At 68.6% G+C, this 19,525-nt stretch carries 17 protein-coding genes; 12 read left to right on the top strand and 5 right to left on the bottom strand.

What is annotated here, in order from left to right; translation table 11 throughout:
• The first annotated feature begins 116 nt into the window (after positions 1-116).
• Both J2S76_RS00960 and J2S76_RS00955 read left to right on the top strand, forming a co-directional pair.
• The gene (locus J2S76_RS00960) at positions 117-1,115 is read left to right on the top strand and encodes a DMT family transporter (RefSeq protein ID WP_307056673.1); all 999 of its coding nucleotides are present in this window, start codon (positions 117-119) and stop codon (positions 1,113-1,115) included.
• A gap of 80 nt (positions 1,116-1,195) precedes the next feature.
• Positions 1,196-1,576 (top strand): hypothetical protein, encoded by a 381-nt coding sequence (locus J2S76_RS00955; RefSeq protein WP_307056671.1) that lies wholly within the window; start codon positions 1,196-1,198, stop codon positions 1,574-1,576.
• Here the strand turns inward: J2S76_RS00955 and J2S76_RS00950 are convergent.
• Entirely contained in the window at positions 1,536-3,161 is a 1,626-nt protein-coding gene (locus J2S76_RS00950) for a glycoside hydrolase family 17 protein (RefSeq protein ID WP_307056669.1), read from the bottom strand. The genes J2S76_RS00955 and J2S76_RS00950 overlap by 41 nt on opposite strands.
• A gap of 249 nt (positions 3,162-3,410) precedes the next feature.
• Between J2S76_RS00950 and J2S76_RS00945 the strand changes: the two genes are divergently transcribed.
• Together J2S76_RS00945 and J2S76_RS00940 are read left to right on the top strand one after the other, a co-directional pair.
• Entirely contained in the window at positions 3,411-3,890 is a 480-nt protein-coding gene (locus J2S76_RS00945) for a hypothetical protein (protein WP_307056667.1), read from the top strand.
• Positions 3,891-4,223: 333 nt separating this feature from the next.
• A complete protein-coding gene (locus J2S76_RS00940; RefSeq protein WP_307056665.1) occupies positions 4,224-6,743 on the top strand; it encodes a glycosyltransferase in 2,520 nt (839 codons plus the stop codon).
• A gap of 126 nt (positions 6,744-6,869) precedes the next feature.
• Here the strand turns inward: J2S76_RS00940 and J2S76_RS00935 are convergent, their stop codons facing one another.
• The 4 genes from J2S76_RS00935 to tpiA all read right to left on the bottom strand — a co-directional run bounded on the left by J2S76_RS00935 (position 6,870) and on the right by tpiA (position 11,068).
• The gene (locus J2S76_RS00935) at positions 6,870-7,745 is read right to left on the bottom strand and encodes a VOC family protein (protein ID WP_307057697.1); all 876 of its coding nucleotides are present in this window, start codon (positions 7,743-7,745) and stop codon (positions 6,870-6,872) included.
• 271 nt (positions 7,746-8,016) lie between these two features.
• A complete protein-coding gene (gene pyrG / locus J2S76_RS00930; RefSeq protein WP_307056663.1) occupies positions 8,017-9,645 on the bottom strand; it encodes a CTP synthase in 1,629 nt (542 codons plus the stop codon).
• A 116-nt stretch (positions 9,646-9,761) separates the two neighbouring features.
• Positions 9,762-10,151 carry a preprotein translocase subunit SecG gene (gene secG / locus J2S76_RS00925; protein ID WP_307056661.1) on the bottom strand — a complete coding sequence of 130 codons (390 nt, stop codon included), beginning with the start codon at positions 10,149-10,151 and terminating at the stop codon, positions 9,762-9,764.
• A gap of 167 nt (positions 10,152-10,318) precedes the next feature.
• Entirely contained in the window at positions 10,319-11,068 is a 750-nt protein-coding gene (gene tpiA / locus J2S76_RS00920; RefSeq protein WP_307056659.1) for a triose-phosphate isomerase, read from the bottom strand.
• A gap of 187 nt (positions 11,069-11,255) precedes the next feature.
• Here tpiA and J2S76_RS00915 point away from each other — a divergent pair, with 187 nt between their 5' ends.
• From J2S76_RS00915 to hpxZ, 8 genes are all read left to right on the top strand, one after another.
• The gene (locus J2S76_RS00915; protein WP_307056657.1) at positions 11,256-13,148 is read left to right on the top strand and encodes a peptidylprolyl isomerase; all 1,893 of its coding nucleotides are present in this window, start codon (positions 11,256-11,258) and stop codon (positions 13,146-13,148) included.
• Between the two features lie 15 nt (positions 13,149-13,163).
• Positions 13,164-14,678, top strand: coding sequence for an anthranilate synthase component I (trpE, locus tag J2S76_RS00910; RefSeq protein ID WP_307056655.1), 1,515 nt, complete (start codon positions 13,164-13,166; stop codon positions 14,676-14,678).
• Between the two features lie 139 nt (positions 14,679-14,817).
• Entirely contained in the window at positions 14,818-15,426 is a 609-nt protein-coding gene (locus J2S76_RS00905; protein WP_018391174.1) for an anthranilate synthase component II, read from the top strand.
• A gap of 32 nt (positions 15,427-15,458) precedes the next feature.
• Positions 15,459-16,484: an anthranilate phosphoribosyltransferase gene (gene trpD, locus J2S76_RS00900; protein WP_307057695.1), complete on the top strand. Its 1,026-nt coding sequence runs from the start codon at positions 15,459-15,461 to the stop codon at positions 16,482-16,484.
• A 9-nt stretch (positions 16,485-16,493) separates the two neighbouring features.
• Positions 16,494-17,309, top strand: a complete 816-nt coding sequence (trpC, locus tag J2S76_RS00895; protein WP_307056650.1) for an indole-3-glycerol phosphate synthase TrpC — start codon at positions 16,494-16,496, stop codon at positions 17,307-17,309.
• Positions 17,310-17,312: 3 nt separating this feature from the next.
• Positions 17,313-17,798, top strand: a complete 486-nt coding sequence (gene moaC / locus J2S76_RS00890; protein WP_307056648.1) for a cyclic pyranopterin monophosphate synthase MoaC — start codon at positions 17,313-17,315, stop codon at positions 17,796-17,798.
• Between the two features lie 10 nt (positions 17,799-17,808).
• Entirely contained in the window at positions 17,809-19,029 is a 1,221-nt protein-coding gene (locus tag J2S76_RS00885; RefSeq protein ID WP_307056645.1) for a molybdopterin molybdotransferase MoeA, read from the top strand.
• A gap of 56 nt (positions 19,030-19,085) precedes the next feature.
• Positions 19,086-19,466, top strand: a complete 381-nt coding sequence (gene hpxZ, locus J2S76_RS00880) for an oxalurate catabolism protein HpxZ (protein ID WP_307056643.1) — start codon at positions 19,086-19,088, stop codon at positions 19,464-19,466.
• Positions 19,467-19,525: the final 59 nt, after the last annotated feature.

Genomic DNA, 19,525 nt, shown 5'->3' with positions numbered 1-19,525 from the left:
GCCCCGGGAAGGCGCGTTCTAGCCTGCCGCGGGCGGGGCGAAAAGAGCGGCCGGGCGGCCGGCGCCCGCAAGCGGCTGGGCGACGCCGGGCCGGGAAGCGTGTATCACCCCGCGCCATGGAGCACAGCCAAAACGCCAGCCAAGACGCCAGCCAAGACGCCAGCAACCACGCCCGCCGCGATTCACCGCCCGGCCCGCCCGGCCTCCTGCACGACCCCTGGGCGCTGGCGGCGCTGCTGGCGATGCCGCTGTTCTTTTCGACCAATCTGATCGTCGGCCGGGCGGTGGTCGACCTGGTGCCGCCCTGGTCGCTCGCCTTCTGGCGCTGGCTGCTGGCGGCGGCGGTGCTGCTGCCGCTCACCGCCGGCGCGCTGATGCGCCATCGCGACCTGCTGCGCCGGGAATGGGCGCACATCCTGCTGCTCGGCTTTCTCGGCATGGTGCTGTGCGGCGGCAATGTCTATGTCGCCCTGGGGCATACCACCGCCACCAATGCGACGCTGATCTACACCACCTCCACCCTGATGATTGTGGTGCTCGACGCGCTGCTGAAACGCCGACGGCTGCCGAAGATCCAGCTCCTCGGGTCGCTGGCGGGCTTTGCCGGCATCGCGCTGATCACCGTGCATGGCGAGCCGGGCCGGCTGCTCGGGCTCCAATTCAACAGCGGCGATCTCGGCATATTAGTCGCGGCGATCGCCTGGGCCGCCTATTCGCTGATGCTGCGGCAGGGGCCGCTGACCCAGCTCGGCGGCCAGACGGCGTTTGCCGCCAATGCCATTGCCGGCACGCTGCTGCTGGCCCCGATGGCGCTGTGGGAGGCGACGACCGGCGCGAGCACTCCAGCGACGCTGGAAGCGTGGGGGGCCATCGCCTTCCTGGCGGTCGTTCCCTCGGTACTGGCCTTCGGCCTGTTCCAGTTCGCGATCAAATCCGCCGGGGCTCCGGTGACGGCGAATTTCCTCTATCTCATGCCGGTCTATGGCGTGCTGCTGGCGGTGCTGCTGCTGGGCGAGGAACTGCACCTCTATCATGGCGTCGGCTTCGTGCTGATCCTCGGCGGCGTCATCCTCGCCACCCGCCGGCGGGACCCCTCCCCGCGTCCGGCGGATTGATCGCCCCGTCGCGGCGTGCGATGCAGCCCTATCCGAGCAAGACGGTCGATATGAAGGACCGTCGGAGAAGGACCTTCACCTTGGCCCATCACAGCTTCCTGCCCGGCGCCCGCGCCGCCAATGTCATCATCGCGCTCGGCGCCTTCGCCCTCGGCTGGGCGATCTATGTGCGCTACGCGCTGCTGGAACAGTCCTCGGTCGGCCTCGCCTGCCGGACGCTGGAAACCATGACCTGCGAGACGCGGGCGCTGGTGATTGCGCTGTTCAGCCAGTCGGCGTTCGGCATTGTCGCACTTGTCGCCGCGCTCCTCCAGCTGGTGCGGCCCTCGCTTGTCATGTTCACCCTGGCGCTGATGGCCACCTGCATGGGGCTGGTAATCTACAATAACAGCCTTGCCGGCGTGGCCGGCGGGCTGCTGCTCATATCCTTCGCCCGGCCGTGGCGAGGCGCCAGAGGGTGAAGGCCAGCACCACGAACAGGCTGCCGGACCACAGCGCCTGCCAGTTCGCCAAAGTCTCGTTCAGCGCCACATAAACCCCGGCCGCGAGGAACAGGCCGGCGGCGATGACCTCCGCCTGCCGCCCCTCGGTGAAGCGCCCCGGGCTGGCCACCACCGCATAAAAGGCGAAGGCGGCGATGATCGGCGTCAGCCCGGCGAACTGGAAGTCCTTGTAGCGCGGATCGAACACCAGCCCGAAGCCGATCTGCGCCGCCAGCACGATTGATGCGGCGAGCAGCAAAGCGAGGCATCGGTCGAAGAACGGCGCCCCCGGCGTCGCCTCGCTGTTGAGCGCCAAGGTCAGCGTCACCAGCCTTGTGCGCCGCCCGATCGCGACCGCACAGGCAAGCGGCACCAGCACCGCCAGCCCGACCAGCGCGCCGCCGCGTATCCAGCCGCCGACGCCGAGGCTCTCCACCGGCACCGACGCCAGCAGCCGGCCGATCATCAGCCCGGCGAAAAAGGCGATACCGCCCACCGCCGACCATTCCCGCATGCCGAGTAGGCGGCCGCCGGCGCGCCTTGCGGCCCAGCCCGCCATCGCAAAGACGGCGCCGGCGAAGAGCACGCCGACCGCCGCCTGCGCCATCCAGTAGGGATGATCCGACACCGGGGCGCCCCAGGTGAACTTGAACTCGCGCGTATAGGCGTCAAGAAAACCCCAATGCCCGCCTACCGTACCCTCCAGCACCCGCTTCCATGGCTGGTCGAAGGCCTCGATGACGTTCAGCCGGTAGTTCTTGGCCTTGGCGAGGGCCAGCAGTTCCTGGATCACATTGGCCTGGTTGGAGGGTGAGGGCAGCGCGCCCTCGCGCATGCGCCCCTCGCTCGGCCAGCCGGTTTCGCCGATAAGGATCTCCTTGCCGGCGAAGATCTCGCCGACATGCTCGCGGATCTCGCCGAGATGAGCGACCGAATCCTCGGCCGGCACCGGCATGTCCTCCCAGAAGGGCAGGATGTGGACGGTGACGAAATCCACTGAATCCGCCAGCGAGCGGTTGCGCTCCCAGAACTCCCACACATCAGCATAGGTGACGTCGACGCTGGGCGGGACCTTCGCCTTCACCTCCTTCAGAAAGCCGGCAATGTCGTTGGCGGACTGCTCGCCGCGCAGCAGCACCTCATTGCCGACGATCACCGCCGTGACGACGTCGGGGTTTTCCTGCGCCGCCTTGATGCCGCCCTCGATCTCCGCCCGGTTGCGCACCGGGTCGGCGGCGATCCAGATGCCCTGAAGCACGGTGAGCCCATGCTTGCGGGCGAGTTCCGGCACGGCCGCAAGCCCGGCCTGGATCGAGGAATAGGTCCGCACGCAATGGGTGATCTTGGCCAGCCGGGCGAGATCGTCGTCAATCTGCGCCGGCGAGAACGCCACATCCTCGCTGAACGGGCTCTGGCCGGGCCGGAACGGCGCATAGGAGACGCAGGGCAGCTTCTCGCCGGCCGCCATCGGCGCGAACGGCGCCGGCACCGGCTGCCCGAGCCAGGCCCAGACAGCGACGATCGCCGCGCAGACGAGGGCGGCGAGGGCGAGGGGCAGTCGCATGCGAGGAATCTCCGCCAGGGGTCGGTCGCCAGGGGTCGGTTGCCGGGGCTCGGTCGCGAGGGGCCGTCCGAACGTTTCACCCTGCCGGGTAGCGGGGCTTTGCCGCCACGGCAAGAGGCGTGTGCAAAGCGGCGGAATTTTGCGCCGACAGGCCGCCCGGAGGCGTGCCGTCATGCTGACAAATTCGATTGCTTCTCCTACTGTCCTGGCCGGCCCGGTGTTTCCTCTTTTGCGTGTGACGTTTCCCCCATGTTGTGCTCCGTACGTCCCCTCGCCGCCGCCCTGTTCGGCGGCATGATTATGATGACCGTCGCCCCTGGCGGCGCGTGGGCCCAGAGCGCCACGCAGGAACAGAAGCCCGCCGAGCAGAAGAGTCCGGAGGAACAGGCCAAGGAAGAGGCGCTGCGCCGTTCGGTCGAGGAATATGCCGAGGCGGCCAAGCTGCCGGGCAATGCCGGCCTGCCGGAATGCGTATGGAGCGGTCGGCGCATCGCCATGCTGCTCTGGCGCGACGATATCGACACCGCGCGCCGTCACCTCGAACTCTATGAGCGCTTCGGCTGCCCGACCGAGCACCTGAAGATCGCCTTCCGCTGCCTGGTCCGGCAGGGCAATATCGACAGCAAGGCGCAGGAGCGGCTGTCCGAGCGCGTGCACGCCTGCTGGGTCAACCCGGACGCCTCGCCGGCCGCCGCGACGCCCGCCCCGGCCGCCGCCCCCGCGCAATGAATCCGCACCCCGGCCCCTCCCGCGTCATCGGCGCGTCATGGGGCCGCCATAGTGCGGAACCATTCTCGTTCTGACGCATTTTCTGCGGCATAGCGGCATTATCGACGGACGTGGCGCGCTGTGGCGCGGTGCGGCAAAGATCGTGCTGCACGTGCGTTGAAACTGTATTATAATCCATCCGTCAGCCTCCCCTTATCGTGGGTTTGTCTCATGCGCCCCGCCATTCGTGTCGCCGCCGCAGCTGTTGCGGTTGTGACGTGCGTCCATGTCTTTGCCTGGTTGGCTTTGCGTCAGGAGGTTTCCGCTCCTGCCGCACCCGACCGATTCCAGAGCATGTCCTTCGCGCCCTATGGCCGGGACGCCAATCCTGACAAGGGCGAGCCGACCACTGAGGCGCAGATCCGTGCCGATGTGGAGGCGGTGGCGCCCTATACGCGCGCCGTCCGCACCTATGCCTCGACCGGCAATCTCGACCTTGTTGCCCGGCTCGCCGGCGAAAAGGGGCTGAAGACCACGGTCGGCGCCTGGCTGGACGAGGACGAGGCGCGTAACGAGCGCGAAATCACCAACGCCATCGACGTGGCGCGCAAGAATTCCAACGTCGTCGGCATCGTGGTCGGCAATGAGTCGATCCTGCGCGCTGAGCGCACGCCCGAGCAGCTGATCGAAACCATTCGCCGGGTGAAGCGCGAGACCAACGTGCCGGTAACGACCGGCGAGACCTGGGACGTCTGGCTCGACCATCCCGAGCTGGTCTCTGCCGTCGACTATATCGCCGCCCATATGCTGCCCTACTGGGAAGGCGTCTCGCCCGAGCAGGTGGTCGACCACACCATCGCCATCTATGACCGGCTGCGCGCCACCTATCCCGGCAAGCGCATCGTCATCGCCGAATTCGGCTGGCCGAGCCAGGGCTATAACCGCGACAGCGCCGTTCCCGGCGAGCTCACCCAGGCGCAGATCATCCGCACCTTCGCCGCCCGCGCCGACGCGCTCGGCATCGAATACAACCTCATCGAGGCGTTCGACGCGCCGTGGAAGAGCTTTGAGGGTAGCGTCGGCCAGTACTGGGGCATTCTCGACGCCGACCGCGTGGCGAAGTTCCCGCTTTCCGGCCCGATCACCCCGTCGACCTATACCGCGACCGCCGCCATCGCCCTGCTGCTCGGCATCGCCTTCTCGTTGCCGGTGTTCCGCTTCGCCCGCCTGACCCTGACGCAGGCGCTGGTGATGGTCGGCGCGGCCAACCTCGTCGGCGCCTGGATCGCCACCGTCACCGACCACTGGCTGACCCATTACGTCGTCGGCGGCAACATGGTCACCATGGTGATCTGCCTCGTGCTGCTGGTGCCGCTCGTCGTGGTGATGCTGTACCGCGTCGAGGAACTGGCCACCATCGCCTTCGGCCGCACCCCGCGCCGGCTGCTGCGCCGCGACAATGTGACCACTCCCTCCCGCACGCCCAAGGTCTCGATCCACATCCCGGCCTACAAGGAACCGCCGGAGATGCTGAAGCAGACGCTCGACAGCGTCGCCCGGCTCAACTGGCCGAACTTCGAGTGCCTGGTCATCATCAACAACACGCCGGACCCGGCCTTCTGGGAGCCGATCGAGGCCCATTGCCGCGCGCTCGGCGACCGCTTCAAGTTCATCAACCTGCCAAAGGTGGCGGGCTTCAAGGCCGGCGCCCTGCGCGCCGCCATGCTTCAGACCGCGCCGGATGCCGAGATCATCGGCATCATCGACGCCGACTATGTCGTCGATTCCAACTGGCTGATGGACCTCGTCCCCACCTTCGAGGACCCGACGGTGGGTATCGTCCAGGCGCCGCAGGACCACCGCGACGCGGATCGCAGCCTGCTGCACGAGGCGATGAACACCGAATATGCCGGCTTCTTCGACATCGGCATGGTCCAGCGCAACGAGCACGACGCCATCGTCGTGCACGGCACGATGTGCCTGATGCGCCGCGCCGCCATGGTGGAGGCCGGCGACTGGTCGAGCGACACGATCTGCGAGGATACCGATCTCGGCCTCGCCATCGTCGAGCGCGGCTGGAAGAGCCATTACACCAGCACCCGCTATGGCTGGGGCCTGCTGCCGGACGATTTCGCCTCCTTCAAGAAGCAGCGCCACCGCTGGGCCTATGGCGGCATGCAGATCATCAAGAAGCACTGGCGCCGCATGCTTCCCAATGCCGGCACCCGCCTGACCACAGCGCAGCGCCGCGAATTCAGCATCGGCTGGGTCAGCTGGCTCGGCTCGGAGAGCGTGGGTGCGCTGGTGGCGATCCTGTCGCTGCTCTGGGTGCCCTTCGTGCTCGGCCTCGGCATCGCCGTGCCGCAGCGCATCCTCACCATCCCGATCGTGTTCTGCTTCGGCATCTATCTCTTGCACTTCATCGCCCTTTATCGGCTGCGCGTGGCGACCACGCCGGTCCGCATGCTGGGCGCGGCCTTTGCGGCGATGGCGGTGCAGTTCACCGTCGCCAAGGCGGTGTATGACAGCTTCCGCTACAAGGACCTCGCCTTCGCCCGCACTGCCAAGGGCTCCTGGCTGGCCGATGCCGCCCGTGCCTTCCCGGCCCTGCCTGAGGCGATCATCGGCGCCGGGCTGATGCTCTCGGCGGTGGCGCTGCGGCTGACCAACTGGCACGCGGTGGTGGAGGTCGACCTGTTCGCCCTCGCCCTCGCGATCCAGAGCCTGCCCTTCCTGGCCGCGGCCGGCATCGGCTGGCTGGAAGGCTCGACGCTGAACGCCTTCTCGACATGGCGCGCCCTGCGTGGCCGCGCTTTGGCGCTGCTGCCGGGCCGTACCGCGCAGCCCCAGGCGGTGCCGGAAAAGATCGGCTGAGGCCCTCGCCCGGCAGCCGCTTCACAGGCGACATGAAAAAAGCCCCGGAAGTGATTCCGGGGCTTTTGTTTTCGGCGTTTATTCCTGGCTTGGCTTCCCCGCTTCGTTGCTGCCCTTAGCGGAGCTTCAGCGCGTGGCCTCAAACACCAGCGTCGCCCCCAGCGCCGATTTCGGGCCGACAACCACCACGCCCTCGATATCCTCCGCCGACATGCGCGAGGAGGAGACGCGCCGGCGCAGCCGCTCCATGTCTCCCACCGCGAAGCGCACGGCAGCAAGGCGCAGCCCCGGCCCGGCCGGCGCCGCCACGCCGAAGCGCTGGCTGAACAGCGCATCGCTCATCACGTCGATGTCCCCGCGCGGGGTCTTGACGATGTGCCAGCCATCCACCGCCCGCCGCGCCTCGCTGCCGGCGAAGGCGCTGAGAAAGCCGGTATGGGCGGCCGGGTCGGCGGCGGTGAACACCACCCCGACCACGCCATTGGCACCGTTCATATGGCGCTGCAGGTCCGGCGACCAGAAATTCTCAGGATAGCGCTGCTGGCAGGTGAAGAAGCCGGCATGCGGCGAGGCCGGGTCACGGGCGAAGGCCAGCGAAAACGCGACCTTGACGTCCACCCCGTCCAGCCGCTTGCCCTCGCGCTCGAAATCGAACAGGTCGAGGCCGCCAAATCCGGCCGCATCGAACTCGGCCTTGTCGCCGGCGGGATCGCGCCCCTCCAGCACCAGCATGGACAGGCCGGGCCCGACATCGGCGAGAAAGTCGCGATTGAAGGCGCCGAAGGAGAATCTCGTCTCGCCCTCCGGCGGGATACGGTCCGGCTCGGCGATCTCAAGCAGTTCGACGAAGAAACCGGGCATCTGGACGATCCGGTTGTCGGTGCCCCAGGGATGGCGGTTGCGGGTGCCGACCGTGAAGCCCAGCATGTCGTAGAGTTCGCCGGCTGCCTCCAGGTCGCGAACGACATGGACGACGTGATCAAGACCGCGCTCCACCAGCACCTTCTCCCCTGCTTGGCCAGCGCGCAATGCGCCGGCCCGGTTCCCACGCCGCCATGAGAGCACGGCGGCCGCCGGTGAATCCAGCCTCGACTATCGGATGGGGGTAAAACCGCGCAACTGACCTTGCCGCGACCGCGCGCACACCGACCGACGCCGCGCGGACCCGCCGTGAATCACTCTGCCCAGACTCTGTCGCAACCTTTTGATTCGGCGCGAGAAACGCAGTCGGGGCAAACCTCGCCCCGACCCGCTTCCGGCGGGAATGACCCGGTCAGAACAGCCGGCTCTGCACCGCCGCCGCGCCGATGAAGGAGGCGAAGAGCGGGTGCGGTTCGAACGGGCGCGACTTCAATTCCGGATGGAACTGCACGCCGACGAACCAAGGGTGGTCAGGATATTCGATGATTTCCGGCAGCAGCCCGTCCGGCGAGAGGCCGGAGAACAGCATGCCGCAGGCCTCCAGCCGCTCGCGATAGGCCATGTTGACCTCGTAGCGGTGGCGGTGGCGCTCGGAAATCAGGGTGCCGCCATAGATCTCGGCCACCCGGCTGCCCTCGGCCAGCGCGGCCGGGTAGGCGCCGAGCCGCATCGTGCCGCCGAGATCGCCGCTGAGGCCGCGCCGCTCCAGCTCATTGCCGCGCAGCCATTCGGTGAGCAGGCCGACCACAGGCTCGTCGGTGGGGCCGAACTCGGTCGAATTGGCCTTGCCGACACCGGCCAGATTGCGGCTCGCCTCGATCACCGCCATCTGCATGCCGAAGCAGATGCCCAGATAGGGCACGCGCCGCTCGCGGGCGAACTGCGCCGCCCGGATCTTGCCCTCGGCACCGCGCTGGCCGAAGCCACCCGGCACGAGAATGCCGTGCACATGTTCGAGGAAGGGCGAGGGATCCTCACGCTCGAAAATCTCGCTTTCGATCCAGTCGAGATTGACCCGCATATTATTGGCGAGCCCGCCATGGGTCAGCGCCTCGATCAGCGACTTGTAGGCGTCCTTCATGCCCGTGTACTTGCCGACGATGGCAATGGTGACGGAGCCTTCCGGGTTGCGGATGCCGGTCTCGACACGCTTCCAGCGCGTCAGATCGGGTTCGGGCGCCGGCTCGATGCCGAAGGCGGCCAGCACTTCCGTATCGAGCCCCGCCTCGTGATAGGCGGAGGGCACGGCATAGATGCTGTCGGCGTCGCGGGCCTCGATCACGGCGCTCTCGCGCACATTGCAGAACAGACCGAGCTTGCGGCGCTCCTCGCGCGGAATCTCGCGGTCGGTGCGGCAGAGCAGAATGTCAGGCGCGATACCGATGGAGCGCAGCTCCTTCACCGAATGCTGGGTCGGCTTGGTCTTGAGCTCACCGGCGGAAGGGATGAACGGCAGCAATGTGAGGTGGATATAGATGCAGTGCTTGCGCGGCAGATCATTGCCGATCTGGCGGATCGCCTCCAGGAACGGCATCGCCTCGATGTCGCCGACCGTGCCGCCGATCTCCACCAGCACGAAGTCGTAGCCCTCATTGCCGGAGAGCACGAAATCCTTGATGGCGTTGGTGACGTGCGGGATCACCTGGATGGTGGCGCCGAGATAGTCGCCGCGCCGCTCCTTGGTGAGAATGTCCTGATAGATGCGCCCGGTGGTGATGTTGTCCTGCTTGGTCGCGGGACGGCCGGTGAAGCGCTCGTAATGGCCGAGGTCGAGATCGGTCTCGGCGCCGTCATCGGTGACGAAGACCTCGCCATGCTGATACGGGCTCATCGTCCCCGGATCGACGTTCAGATAGGGGTCGAGCTTGCGCAGCCGGGTCTTGTACCCACGGGCCTGCAGCAATGCACCGAGTGCGGCGGAGGCGAGGCCCTTGCCAAGCGAGGACACGACGCCGCCGGTGATGAAGATATAGCGCGCCATGGGATTTGGTTTCTACCGGCAAAAACGCGATTCGACGAGAGCCCGCCTTGCCGAACGGGCACTCGCCTCTGGCTAAAACGAAAGCCGCGCCGGGAGGGTCCGGCGCGGCGCCGATGTCACTGCGACTGCGGAGCCTGCGGCACGGCGGGAGCGGCCGGCGGCGCGGGCTGGGCGGCATTGAGCTGGTCGAGCACCGAGCTGCCCGGCGCGGGAGCCGACGGCACGCCCGGCACCGCCGTCGGCGCGTTGAAGATGGTGGTCGGGCCGCGGCCCCAGCCGGCGAGAATGGTGAGCGACAGGCTGGTGATGAAGAACATGCCGGCGAGAATCGCCGTGGCGCGGGTCAGCACATTGGCCGTGCCGCGCGCGCTGAAGAAGCCGCCACCGCCGCCTCCCCCGCCGCCGCCACCAATGCCGAGGCCGCCCCCTTCGGAACGCTGAATCAGCACCACGCCGATCAGGGCCAGCACGACCATAAGATGAATGACGATGAGTACGGTTTGCATCTGACGCCTTCAAAATGCTCATGCAGCGGCGCACGAGCCCTGTCCCGGACTCGGCGCGCCGCCATCTTTGGGCGCGTTCCTACACGATTGCGGCCAGGGTTTCCAGCCACCGCGCCTAAGCCGGAGGCCGAACACCCCTCGCCGCGCACCGGAAGGACGCACCGCGCCTAGAGATAGGCACGCGCGATAGCGAGAAAAGACTCGGCCTTGAGGCTCGCCCCGCCGACCAGCGCGCCGTCCACATCGGCCACGGTGAGAATCTCGGTGGCGTTGTCCGGCTTGACCGAGCCGCCATAGAGCAGCCGGAACCCGTCGCCCTCCGCGCCGAAGCGCGCCTTGAGCGCCGAGCGGAGCGCGGAATGCATCTCGGCGATGTCGTCAATGGTCGGCGTCAGGCCGGTGCCGATCGCCCAGACCGGCTCATAGGCGACCACGAGATCGACCGCCGTCGCGCCGTCGGGGATCGATCCCTCCAGCTGGCCGCGCACGATGTCCAGCGCCTGCCCCGCCTCGCGCTCGGCCCGCGTCTCGCCGACGCAGACGATGGCAATGAGCCCGGCGCGGCGGGCCGCCTCGGCCTTGGCGCGCACCTCGCCATTGCTCTCGCGATGGTCCTGCCGGCGCTCGGAATGGCCGACGATAACAGCGCCCGCGCCGGCATCGGCCAGCATCTCGGCGGCGATATCGCCGGTGTGGGCGCCAAAGGGCTTGGCGTGGCAGTCTTGTCCGCCGACGCCGACATCGCCACGGGCGGCGGCGAAAGCGCCCAGCAGCGTCGCCGGCGGGCACACCAGGAGATCGGCCTTGGCCTTCAGCGCCGCGTCATACCCGTCGACGATGCGACCGAACTCGACGAGCGAGGCGCTCAGGCCGTTCATCTTCCAATTGCCGGCAACCAGCGGACGACGCATCTTCATACCGTTCCAAGCTCCTGCACTGTAAAAGCTCCGCGCCTTCGCCTCATAACAGACCGTCTGTGCCGGCGCAGCGGCTTTCGTTGCGGGAAGGTGGCATCAGTGCCGTTGCGGCGGCGGGGAGGCCTCCCTATTATGCGCGCCTTTCGCGCCCCGGGCCGTTGCCCGCCCGACGCCAGACGAGAATGAAATGCTTGAGTCGCTGCGCAAGAGCTCTACCGGAATTGTCGCCAAGATCCTGATGGGTCTCCTCATCCTCAGCTTCGCGGTCTGGGGCATCGCCGACGTGTTTCGCGGCTTTGGCGGCCAGACGCTGGCGACCATAGGCGACAGCGAGATCACCGTGCCGGAATTCCGCCAGGCCTATCAGGAGCGGCTCCAGCAGATCAGCCAGCAGCTCAAGCGCGGCATCACGCCCGACCAGGCGCGCGCCTTCGGCATTCCCGACCAGCTTCTGAACGAGCAGCTCGCCGAGGCGGCGCTGAACGACCAGGCGAAGTCGCTCGGCCTCGCGCTCTCCGATGAAGAGATCGCCAAGCGGGTGCAGGCCAACCCGGCCTTTCACGGCCCGAGCGGCAGCTTCGATCCGGCCTATTTCAACCAGCTGCTGCGCTCCAACGGCTTCACCGAGGCCCGTTTCGTCGCGGCGGAACGCGGGCTCGCCTTGCGCCAGCAGCTGATCCAGTCGCTCGGCGGCGGCGTCGAGGTACCGCAGGTGCTCAAGGATGCCCTCGCCCGCTACGAGGGCGAAGAGCGCTCGGTCAACTACGCGATGCTGTCCCCCGCCGCCCTCGCCGCCCCGGCCGATCCTTCCGAAGAGGAGCTGAAGACGTTCTTCGACGCGCGCAAGGTCGCCTTCCGGGCGCCGGAATTCCGCAAGATCGGCGTGCTGGTACTGACGCCGGAAGCGCTGGCATCGAGCGAAACCGTGTCCGACGCCGAAGTCGAGGCCGCCTATAACGCCAACCTCTCCACCTATGGCACGCCGGAAAAGCGCGTCGTCCAGCAGCTGGTCTTCCCCTCGCAGGACGAAGCCAATGCCGCCGCCGCGCGCATTGCCGCCGGCACGCCCTTCGCCGACATCGTCACCGAGCGCAAGCTGAGCGCCAAGGATGTCGACCTCGGCGACGTTTCCCGCGCCGACATTATCGACCGCCAGGTCGCCGATGCCGCCTTCTCCCTCCCGGCCGAAGGCACCAGCGGCGTGATCGCCGGCCGCTTCGGCCCCGTCATCGTGCATATCGGCGCCATCACCCCGGGCGCCGTCCAGCCGCTGGCGGAGGTGGCGCCGGCGATTCGCGCCGCGCTGCAGGTCAACGCCGCCCGCCGGGCGATGCTGACCACCTATGACACGGTCGAGGACGAGCGCGCCGGCGGTGCCCAGCTGGCCGAGATCGCTGGCAAGGTCGGCGTGAAGCTGCTGAGCTTCGACACCAGCATCCAGGGCCAGGCGCCGGACGGAACGGCGATCGCCTCCTTCCCGGCCCGTTCGGACGTTCTGCGCGGCGCCTTCGCCGCCGAGGTCGGCAGCGAGAACGATCCCGTCCAGCTGCCGCAGAATGGCGGCTATGTCTGGTACCAGGTCGACGAGATCACCCCGCCGCGCGACCGTTCCTTCGAGGAAGCCCGCGCCCAGGTTCTCGACCGCTGGAAGCAGGACCAGGCCGCCCAGGCGCTCGACGCGCGCGTCGAGGAGATCAAGGCGAAGATCGCCGCCGGCACGCCCTTCGACCAGGCGGTGACCGAGGCCGGGCTCGAACTGCGCGCCGCCAACGGCCTGCGCCGCGGCCGCACCGCCGATGGCGTGCCGCAGGACATCATGGCCGCCGTGTTCGAGACCCCCGAGGGCGGCGTCGGCAGCTCGATGGCGGAGGCCGGCGAGAGCCGTCTGCTGTTCCAGGTGCTGCGCGCCAACGTACCGAGCGCCACCGCCGCCACCGACGAGAAGCTGGTTTCCGACCTGCGCCAGAGCCTTCAGAACGACCTGATGACCGAATATCTCGTCGAGCTGCAGACGCGCCTCGGCGCCCGCATCAACCGCGCCGCGCTCGACCAGATCGTCGGCACCGACGCGGTGAACTGAGGCGGAACGCGGGTCATGAGCCTCACTCCCGAAGCGGACGCCTTCGCCGCCCTTTATCAGCGCGGCGAAGCCCAGGTCGTCACCACCACGCTGATCGCCGACCTCGAAACCCCGGTCTCGGCCTTCCTCAAGATCGCCGGCGAGCGGCCCAACAGCTTCGTGCTCGAATCGGTCGAGGGCGGCGCCACGCGGGGGCGCTACTCGATGATCGGCATCGACCCGGACGTGATCTGGCGCTGCCATGGCGACCGCGCCGAGATCAACCGCCGCGCCGCCACCGATGCCGAGGCCTTCGAGCCCTGCGCGCAGCCGCCGCTGCTGGCACTGCGCGCGCTGGTCGAGGAATCGCGCATCCACCTGTCGGAAGGCGCCCCGCCCATGGCGGCGGGCGTGTTCGGCTATCTCGGCTACGACATGGTGCGGCAGATGGAGCGCCTGCCGGCGCCCAAGCCGGACGTGTTCGGCGTGCCCGACGCCATCTTCATCCGGCCGACGGTCATGGTGGTGTTCGACGCCGTGCGTGACGAGATCACCGTCGTCACCCCGGTGCGCCCTGACGCGGGCGTACCGGCGGCGGCGGCCTATGAGGCGGCGCGCCTGCGGCTGGAGAAGGTGGTCGCGGCGCTCGACAGCGCGCTGCCCAACCTGCCCTCCGAGGATGCCTTCCACCAGGCGGTGGAGCCGCAGTCCAACACCGAGCCGGCGGCTTATCTCGACATGGTCGAGCGGGCCAAGGAGTACATCCGCGCCGGCGACATCTTCCAGGTGGTGCTGTCTCAGCGCTTCGAGGCGCCCTTCAACCTGCCGCCCTTCTCGCTCTACCGGGCGCTGCGCCGGATCAACCCGGCGCCGTTCCTGGTCTATTTCAACTTCGGCGGCTTCTCGCTGGTCTGCTCCAGCCCGGAGATTCTGGTGCGCCTGCGCGCCGACACCGTCACCATCCGCCCGATCGCCGGCACCCGCCGGCGCGGCGCCACCCCGCATGAGGACAAGGCGCTGGAAGAGGAGCTTCTTGCCGATCCCAAGGAGCGCGCCGAGCACCTGATGCTGCTGGACCTCGGGCGCAACGATGTCGGCCGCGTCGCCACCATCGGCTCGGTGCATGTCACCGACAGCTTCTTCGTCGAGCGCTACAGCCAGGTCATGCACATCGTCTCCAATGTCGAGGGCACGCTCGACCCGCGCCGCGACGCGCTCGACGCCCTCGCCGCCGGTTTCCCGGCCGGCACCGTCTCGGGGGCGCCGAAGGTGCGGGCGATGGAGATCATCGACGAACTGGAGCGCGACAAGCGCGGCATCTATGCCGGCGCCATCGGCTATTTCGGCGCCGATGGCGAGATGGATACCTGCATCGTGCTGCGCACCGCGGTGGTGAAGGACGGGCGGATGTATGTGCAGGCGGGTGCCGGCATCGTCTATGATTCCGTGCCCGAGAGCGAATTGCAGGAATGCGTCAACAAGGCCAAGGCGCTGTTCCGCGCCGGCGAGGAAGCCGTGCGCTTCGCCGCCCGGGCCGGACGGGGGCAGTGAGGCGATGACAGCGCGCGTGCGTCACCGGCGATGGCGGGGCTGGCGATAGAGACGATCGCCGGACGGCGCGGCTTGACCCCGCGCCGGAACACCCCCTAGACCTTTTCACAGCCGCATCAGGCCGGCGGATGGACGCACGATGATCCTGCTCATCGACAATTACGACAGCTTCACCTGGAACCTGGTCCACTATATTGGTGGCCTCGGCGCCGAGGTGGATGTGCGCCGCAACGACACCCTCACCGTCGACGAGGCCATGGCGCTCAAGCCCGAGGCCATCGTCATCTCGCCCGGGCCGGCGACCCCGAACGAGGCCGGCATTTCCTGCGCGCTGATCGAGCGCGCGGCAAAGGAGGGCGTGCCTGTCTTCGGCGTGTGCCTCGGCCACCAGGCCATCGGCCAGGTGTTCGGCGGTGATGTGGTGCGCGCACCGCAGCCCATCCACGGCAAGCTCTCGGACATCAGCCACAGCAATGAGGGCGTGTTCCACGGCATCAACGGCACGCTGCGCGCGACCCGCTACCACTCGCTGGTGGTGAAGCGCGACACGCTGCCCGACGCGCTGACCGTGACCGCCCAGACCGAGGATGGGCTGATCATGGGCCTCTCCCACAAGCATCTGCCCGTGCACGGGGTGCAGTTCCACCCGGAAAGCATCGCCTCCGAGCACGGCCGGACCATCCTCAAGAACTTCCTCGATCTCGCGCGCGCCTGGAATGCCGGCCCCGGCCGGACGCGGGCGGCGTGAGCGCGGCACAACAGGCGGGGACGCAGGGCCATATGGACAACCTCAAGCCCATCATCGGCAAGCTGGCGACCGGCACCACGCTGACGCGGGCGGAAGCCGCCGCCGCCTTCGACGTGATGATGTCGGGCGAGGCGACGCCCTCGCAGATCGGCGCCATCCTCATGGCGCTCAGGGTGCGCGGCGAGGCGATCGACGAGATCGCTGGCGCCGTTTCCACCATGCGCGCCAAGATGCTGCGGGTGGAGGCGCCGGCCGACGCGGTGGACGTGGTCGGCACCGGGGGCGATGCCTCCGGCTCCTACAACATCTCCACCTGCGCCGCCTTCATCGTCGCCGGCGCGGGCGTGCCGGTGGCCAAGCACGGCAACCGCGCGCTCTCCTCCAAGTCCGGCGCCGCCGACGTGCTGATGGCGCTGGGCGTCACCATCGACCTGTCGCCCGCCGCGATCTCCCGGTGCATCAGCGAGGCCGGCATCGGCTTCATGTTCGCCCCCGCCCACCACCCGGCGATGAAGCACGTCGGCCCGACCCGGGTGGAGATGGGCACGCGCACCATCTTCAACCTCATCGGCCCGTTGTCGAACCCGGCCGGCGTCACCCGGCAGATGGTCGGCGTGTTTGCCCGCGGCTGGGTCGAGCCCATCGCCGAGGTGCTGCGCACGCTCGGTTCCAACCGCGCCTGGGTGGTCCACGGTTCCGACGGTCTCGACGAGATCACCACGACAGGCCCGACCCATGTCGCCGAACTGAAGGACGGCACCATTCGCAGCTTCGAGATCGCGCCGGAGACGTTTGGCCTCACCCGCGCCACGCCGGAAGCGCTGAAGGGCGGCGACGGCGCCGCCAATGCGCTGGCGCTGCGCGCCGTGCTCAATGGCGAGCCGAGTGCCTATGCCGATGTCGCCTTGCTCAACGCCGCCGCCGCGCTTGTGGTGGCTGGCAAGGTGGACGAGCTCGGCGCCGGGCTGGAGCTGGCCCGCGCCAGCCTGACGGGCGGCCATGCGGCGGCGGCGCTCGACCGGCTGGTCGCGGCCTCCGCGGTTGCGGCGGCGGAATAGGAGCGCGGCATGGCCGACATTCTGGAAAAGATCGGCGCCTATAAGCGCGAGGAGATCGCCACCGCCAAGCGCGAGCGGCCTTTGGCCGGCGTTCGTGCGAGCGCCGAGGCGCAGCCGCCGGCGCGCGGCTTCCTCAAAGCGATCGAGACGAAGATCGCCGCCGGCACCACCGCGCTGATCGCCGAGATCAAGAAGGCCAGCCCCTCCAAGGGACTGATCCGCGCCGATTTCGACCCGCCTTCGCTAGCGCGGGCCTATGAGGCCGGCGGCGCGGCGTGCCTGTCCGTGCTCACCGACCGCCCCTCCTTCCAGGGCGCGCCGGAATTCCTCGTCGCCGCCCGGTCCGCCTGCTCGCTGCCGGCCCTGCGCAAGGATTTCCTTTACGACACCTATCAGGTGTTCGAGGCGCGCGCCTGGAGCGCCGACTGCATTCTCGTCATCATGGCCTCCGTCGACGACGCGCTGGCGCTGGATCTGGTCGAGACCGCCCACGGCCTCGGCATGGACGCGCTGGTGGAGGTGCATGACGATGCCGAGCTCGACCGCGCCTTGAAGCTGCCGGCGAAACTCGTCGGCATCAACAATCGCAATCTGCGCACTTTCGAGGTGACGCTGGAGACCTCCGAGCGGCTCGCCCCGCGCATCCCATCGGACCGCATCATCGTCGGCGAGAGCGGCATCTTCACGCCGGAAGACATCGCCCGCCTCGCGCCGGTCAACATCAACTGCATCCTCGTCGGCGAGAGCCTGATGCGCCAGCCTGACGTGGCGGCAGCGACGCGCGCCCTGCTCGCCCCTTCCGTCCCCGCCCGCGCGGCCGGCTGAGCGATGAGCGAGGAACCCCGCCTGACCCATCTCGACGCCGCCGGCGCCGCCAACATGGTGGATGTGGCCGATAAGGCGATCACCGATCGCGTGGCGGTGGCCGCAGGCGAGGTGACGATGCGGCCGGAGACGCTCGATCTCATCCTCTCAGGCAACGCCAAGAAGGGCGATGTGATCGGCACCGCCCGGCTCGCCGGCATCATGGCGGCCAAGCGCACCCATGATCTGATCCCGCTCTGCCATGCGCTGCTGCTGTCGAAAGTCGCGGTCGACATCACGCCCGACCCTGCTCTCACTGGCCTCATCGTCCACGCCACTGTCCGCACCAGCGGCCAGACTGGCGTCGAGATGGAAGCCCTGACAGCCGTCACCGTCGCCTGCCTCACCATTTACGACATGGCGAAGGCGGTCGATCGCGGCATGCGGATCGGCAACGTGCGGCTGCTCGAAAAAAATGGTGGCCGATCAGGGCATTGGCGGGCGGACTGAGGAGAAAGCCATGGCGCTGATGCCGGTCGAGGAGGCGCTGGCCCTCCTGCTCTCCACCGCCGCCCCGCTCAGTGCCGAACCGGTCGCACTGGCGGAAGCCGCCGGCCGCGTGCTGGCCGCACCGGTCATCGCCCGCCGCACCACGCCAGGCGCCGACGTTTCCGCCATGGATGGCTACGCCGTCCGGGCGCAGGACGCATCGAGCGTGCCCACCACCCTTGAACTCATTGGCGAATCCGCCGCCGGTCGTCCCTTTGCCGGCCGCGTCGAGCCCGGCACCACGGTCCGGATCTTCACCGGCGCCGTGCTGCCGGAGGGCGCCGACGCCATCATCATCCAGGAAGACACGCTCCGCGACGGCACCGCCATCACTCTCACCGAGGCGGCGACCCAAGGCCGCCATATCCGCCGCGCGGGTGGCGACTTCGCCGCCGGCGAGACGCTGCTGGCGCCGGGCCACCGGCTTCGGGCCCGCGACCTCGCGCTGGTCGCGGCCGGCGATGTCGACACGGTAAGCGTGGTGAGCCGCCCGCGCGTCGCCCTGCTCTCCACCGGCGACGAGCTGGTGCGCCCGGGCGCGGGGGCAAGCCCGCATCAGGTCATCGTCTCCAATCTCTATTCGGTCGCTGCGCTGGCCCTCGCCGCCGGGGCCGAGGTGACGGATCTCGGCATTCTGCCCGACACGATGGAGGCGACGCAGGCGGGCGTGCGCGCCGCGCTCGATGGCGGCTTCGACGTGCTGGTGACCACGGGCGGCGCTTCGGTCGGCGACCATGACCTGATCGCCCCCGCGCTAACCGCCCAGGGTGTCGCGCTCGCGGTCCACAAGATCGCGCTGCGTCCCGGCAAGCCGCTGATGTTCGGCCGCTCCGCCGCGACGCACACGCAGGTTCTCGGGCTTCCCGGTAACCCCGTTTCGGCGCATGTCTGCGCGCTGCTGTTCCTGGTGCCGCTCATCAAGGCGCTGCAGGGACTGGCAGTGCCGGCCCGTCCCGAACTGGAGCTCGCCCGCCTCGCGGTCGATGTGAAGGCGAACGAGCAGCGTATGGATTTCCAGCGGGCGGAAATCGTCGGCCATGCCGAGGGGGTGCCGCTGGTGCGGGCGCTGCAGGTGCAGGACAGTTCCATGCTGCACAACCTCGCCCGCGCCGACGTTCTGCTCGTCCGCCGCCCGCACGCCCCGGCGGCCGAGGCTGGCGAGATGTGCGAGATTCTGCGGCTGGAGGATTGACGCCGCCACCGCGCGCCTGTGTGCTCAGGCCTTCGCCAGCAAATCAGGGGCCGCGCATGGACATCGATCTTCCCGAAGTGGTGGCCGAGGTCCGCGCCGCCTTCGAGCGCTATGAGCGGGCGCTGGTCGGCAATGATGTCGCCGAACTCGACGCGCTGTTCTGGGACGATGCCCGCACCATCCGCTATGGCGGCGGCGAGAACCTCTATGGCATCGAGGCGATCCGTGCCTTTCGCGCCGCGCGCGCGCCCGCCGGGCTGGAGCGCACATTGGAAGGCACGGTCATCACCACCTATGGCCGCGACATGGCAGTAGCCTCCACCCTGTTTCGGCGCGCAGCGGGGCGCGTCGGCCGGCAGATGCAGACCTGGATGCGGACGCCGGAGGGCTGGAAGGTCGCCGCCGCCCATGTCAGCGTGATCGACGATCCTCTCTGAGCTCTTGGTGAAGCCCGTTGCGACGGCTAAAGATGCGAGCCGCTGCCCGGCATTCGGGC

Source organism: Ancylobacter vacuolatus, from assembly GCF_030813595.1.
Taxonomy (GTDB): Bacteria; Pseudomonadota; Alphaproteobacteria; order Rhizobiales; family Xanthobacteraceae; genus Ancylobacter; species Ancylobacter vacuolatus.
The sequence above is the reverse complement of the archived record's forward strand: the minus strand, read 5'-3'. Positions and strand labels throughout refer to the sequence as shown.

What these genes read in the sequence shown, in the direction of transcription:
- J2S76_RS00945 (WP_307056667.1), top strand. Translation starts at nt 3,411, where the DNA reads ATGTTGTGCTCCGTACGTCCCCTCGCCGCCGCCCTGTTCGGCGGCATG.
- tpiA (WP_307056659.1), bottom strand. Translation starts at nt 11,068, where the DNA reads ATGAAGATGCGTCGTCCGCTGGTTGCCGGCAATTGGAAGATGAACGGC.
- J2S76_RS00950 (WP_307056669.1), bottom strand. Translation starts at nt 3,161, where the DNA reads ATGCGACTGCCCCTCGCCCTCGCCGCCCTCGTCTGCGCGGCGATCGTC.
- J2S76_RS00940 (WP_307056665.1), top strand. Translation starts at nt 4,224, where the DNA reads ATGTCCTTCGCGCCCTATGGCCGGGACGCCAATCCTGACAAGGGCGAG.
- trpE (WP_307056655.1), top strand. Translation starts at nt 13,164, where the DNA reads ATGAGCCTCACTCCCGAAGCGGACGCCTTCGCCGCCCTTTATCAGCGC.
- J2S76_RS00960 (WP_307056673.1), top strand. Translation starts at nt 117, where the DNA reads ATGGAGCACAGCCAAAACGCCAGCCAAGACGCCAGCCAAGACGCCAGC.
- hpxZ (WP_307056643.1), top strand. Translation starts at nt 19,086, where the DNA reads ATGGACATCGATCTTCCCGAAGTGGTGGCCGAGGTCCGCGCCGCCTTC.
- secG (WP_307056661.1), bottom strand. Translation starts at nt 10,151, where the DNA reads ATGCAAACCGTACTCATCGTCATTCATCTTATGGTCGTGCTGGCCCTG.
- J2S76_RS00905 (WP_018391174.1), top strand. Translation starts at nt 14,818, where the DNA reads ATGATCCTGCTCATCGACAATTACGACAGCTTCACCTGGAACCTGGTC.
- pyrG (WP_307056663.1), bottom strand. Translation starts at nt 9,645, where the DNA reads ATGGCGCGCTATATCTTCATCACCGGCGGCGTCGTGTCCTCGCTTGGC.
- J2S76_RS00915 (WP_307056657.1), top strand. Translation starts at nt 11,256, where the DNA reads ATGCTTGAGTCGCTGCGCAAGAGCTCTACCGGAATTGTCGCCAAGATC.
- J2S76_RS00885 (WP_307056645.1), top strand. Translation starts at nt 17,809, where the DNA reads ATGGCGCTGATGCCGGTCGAGGAGGCGCTGGCCCTCCTGCTCTCCACC.
- trpD (WP_307057695.1), top strand. Translation starts at nt 15,459, where the DNA reads ATGGACAACCTCAAGCCCATCATCGGCAAGCTGGCGACCGGCACCACG.
- moaC (WP_307056648.1), top strand. Translation starts at nt 17,313, where the DNA reads ATGAGCGAGGAACCCCGCCTGACCCATCTCGACGCCGCCGGCGCCGCC.
- trpC (WP_307056650.1), top strand. Translation starts at nt 16,494, where the DNA reads ATGGCCGACATTCTGGAAAAGATCGGCGCCTATAAGCGCGAGGAGATC.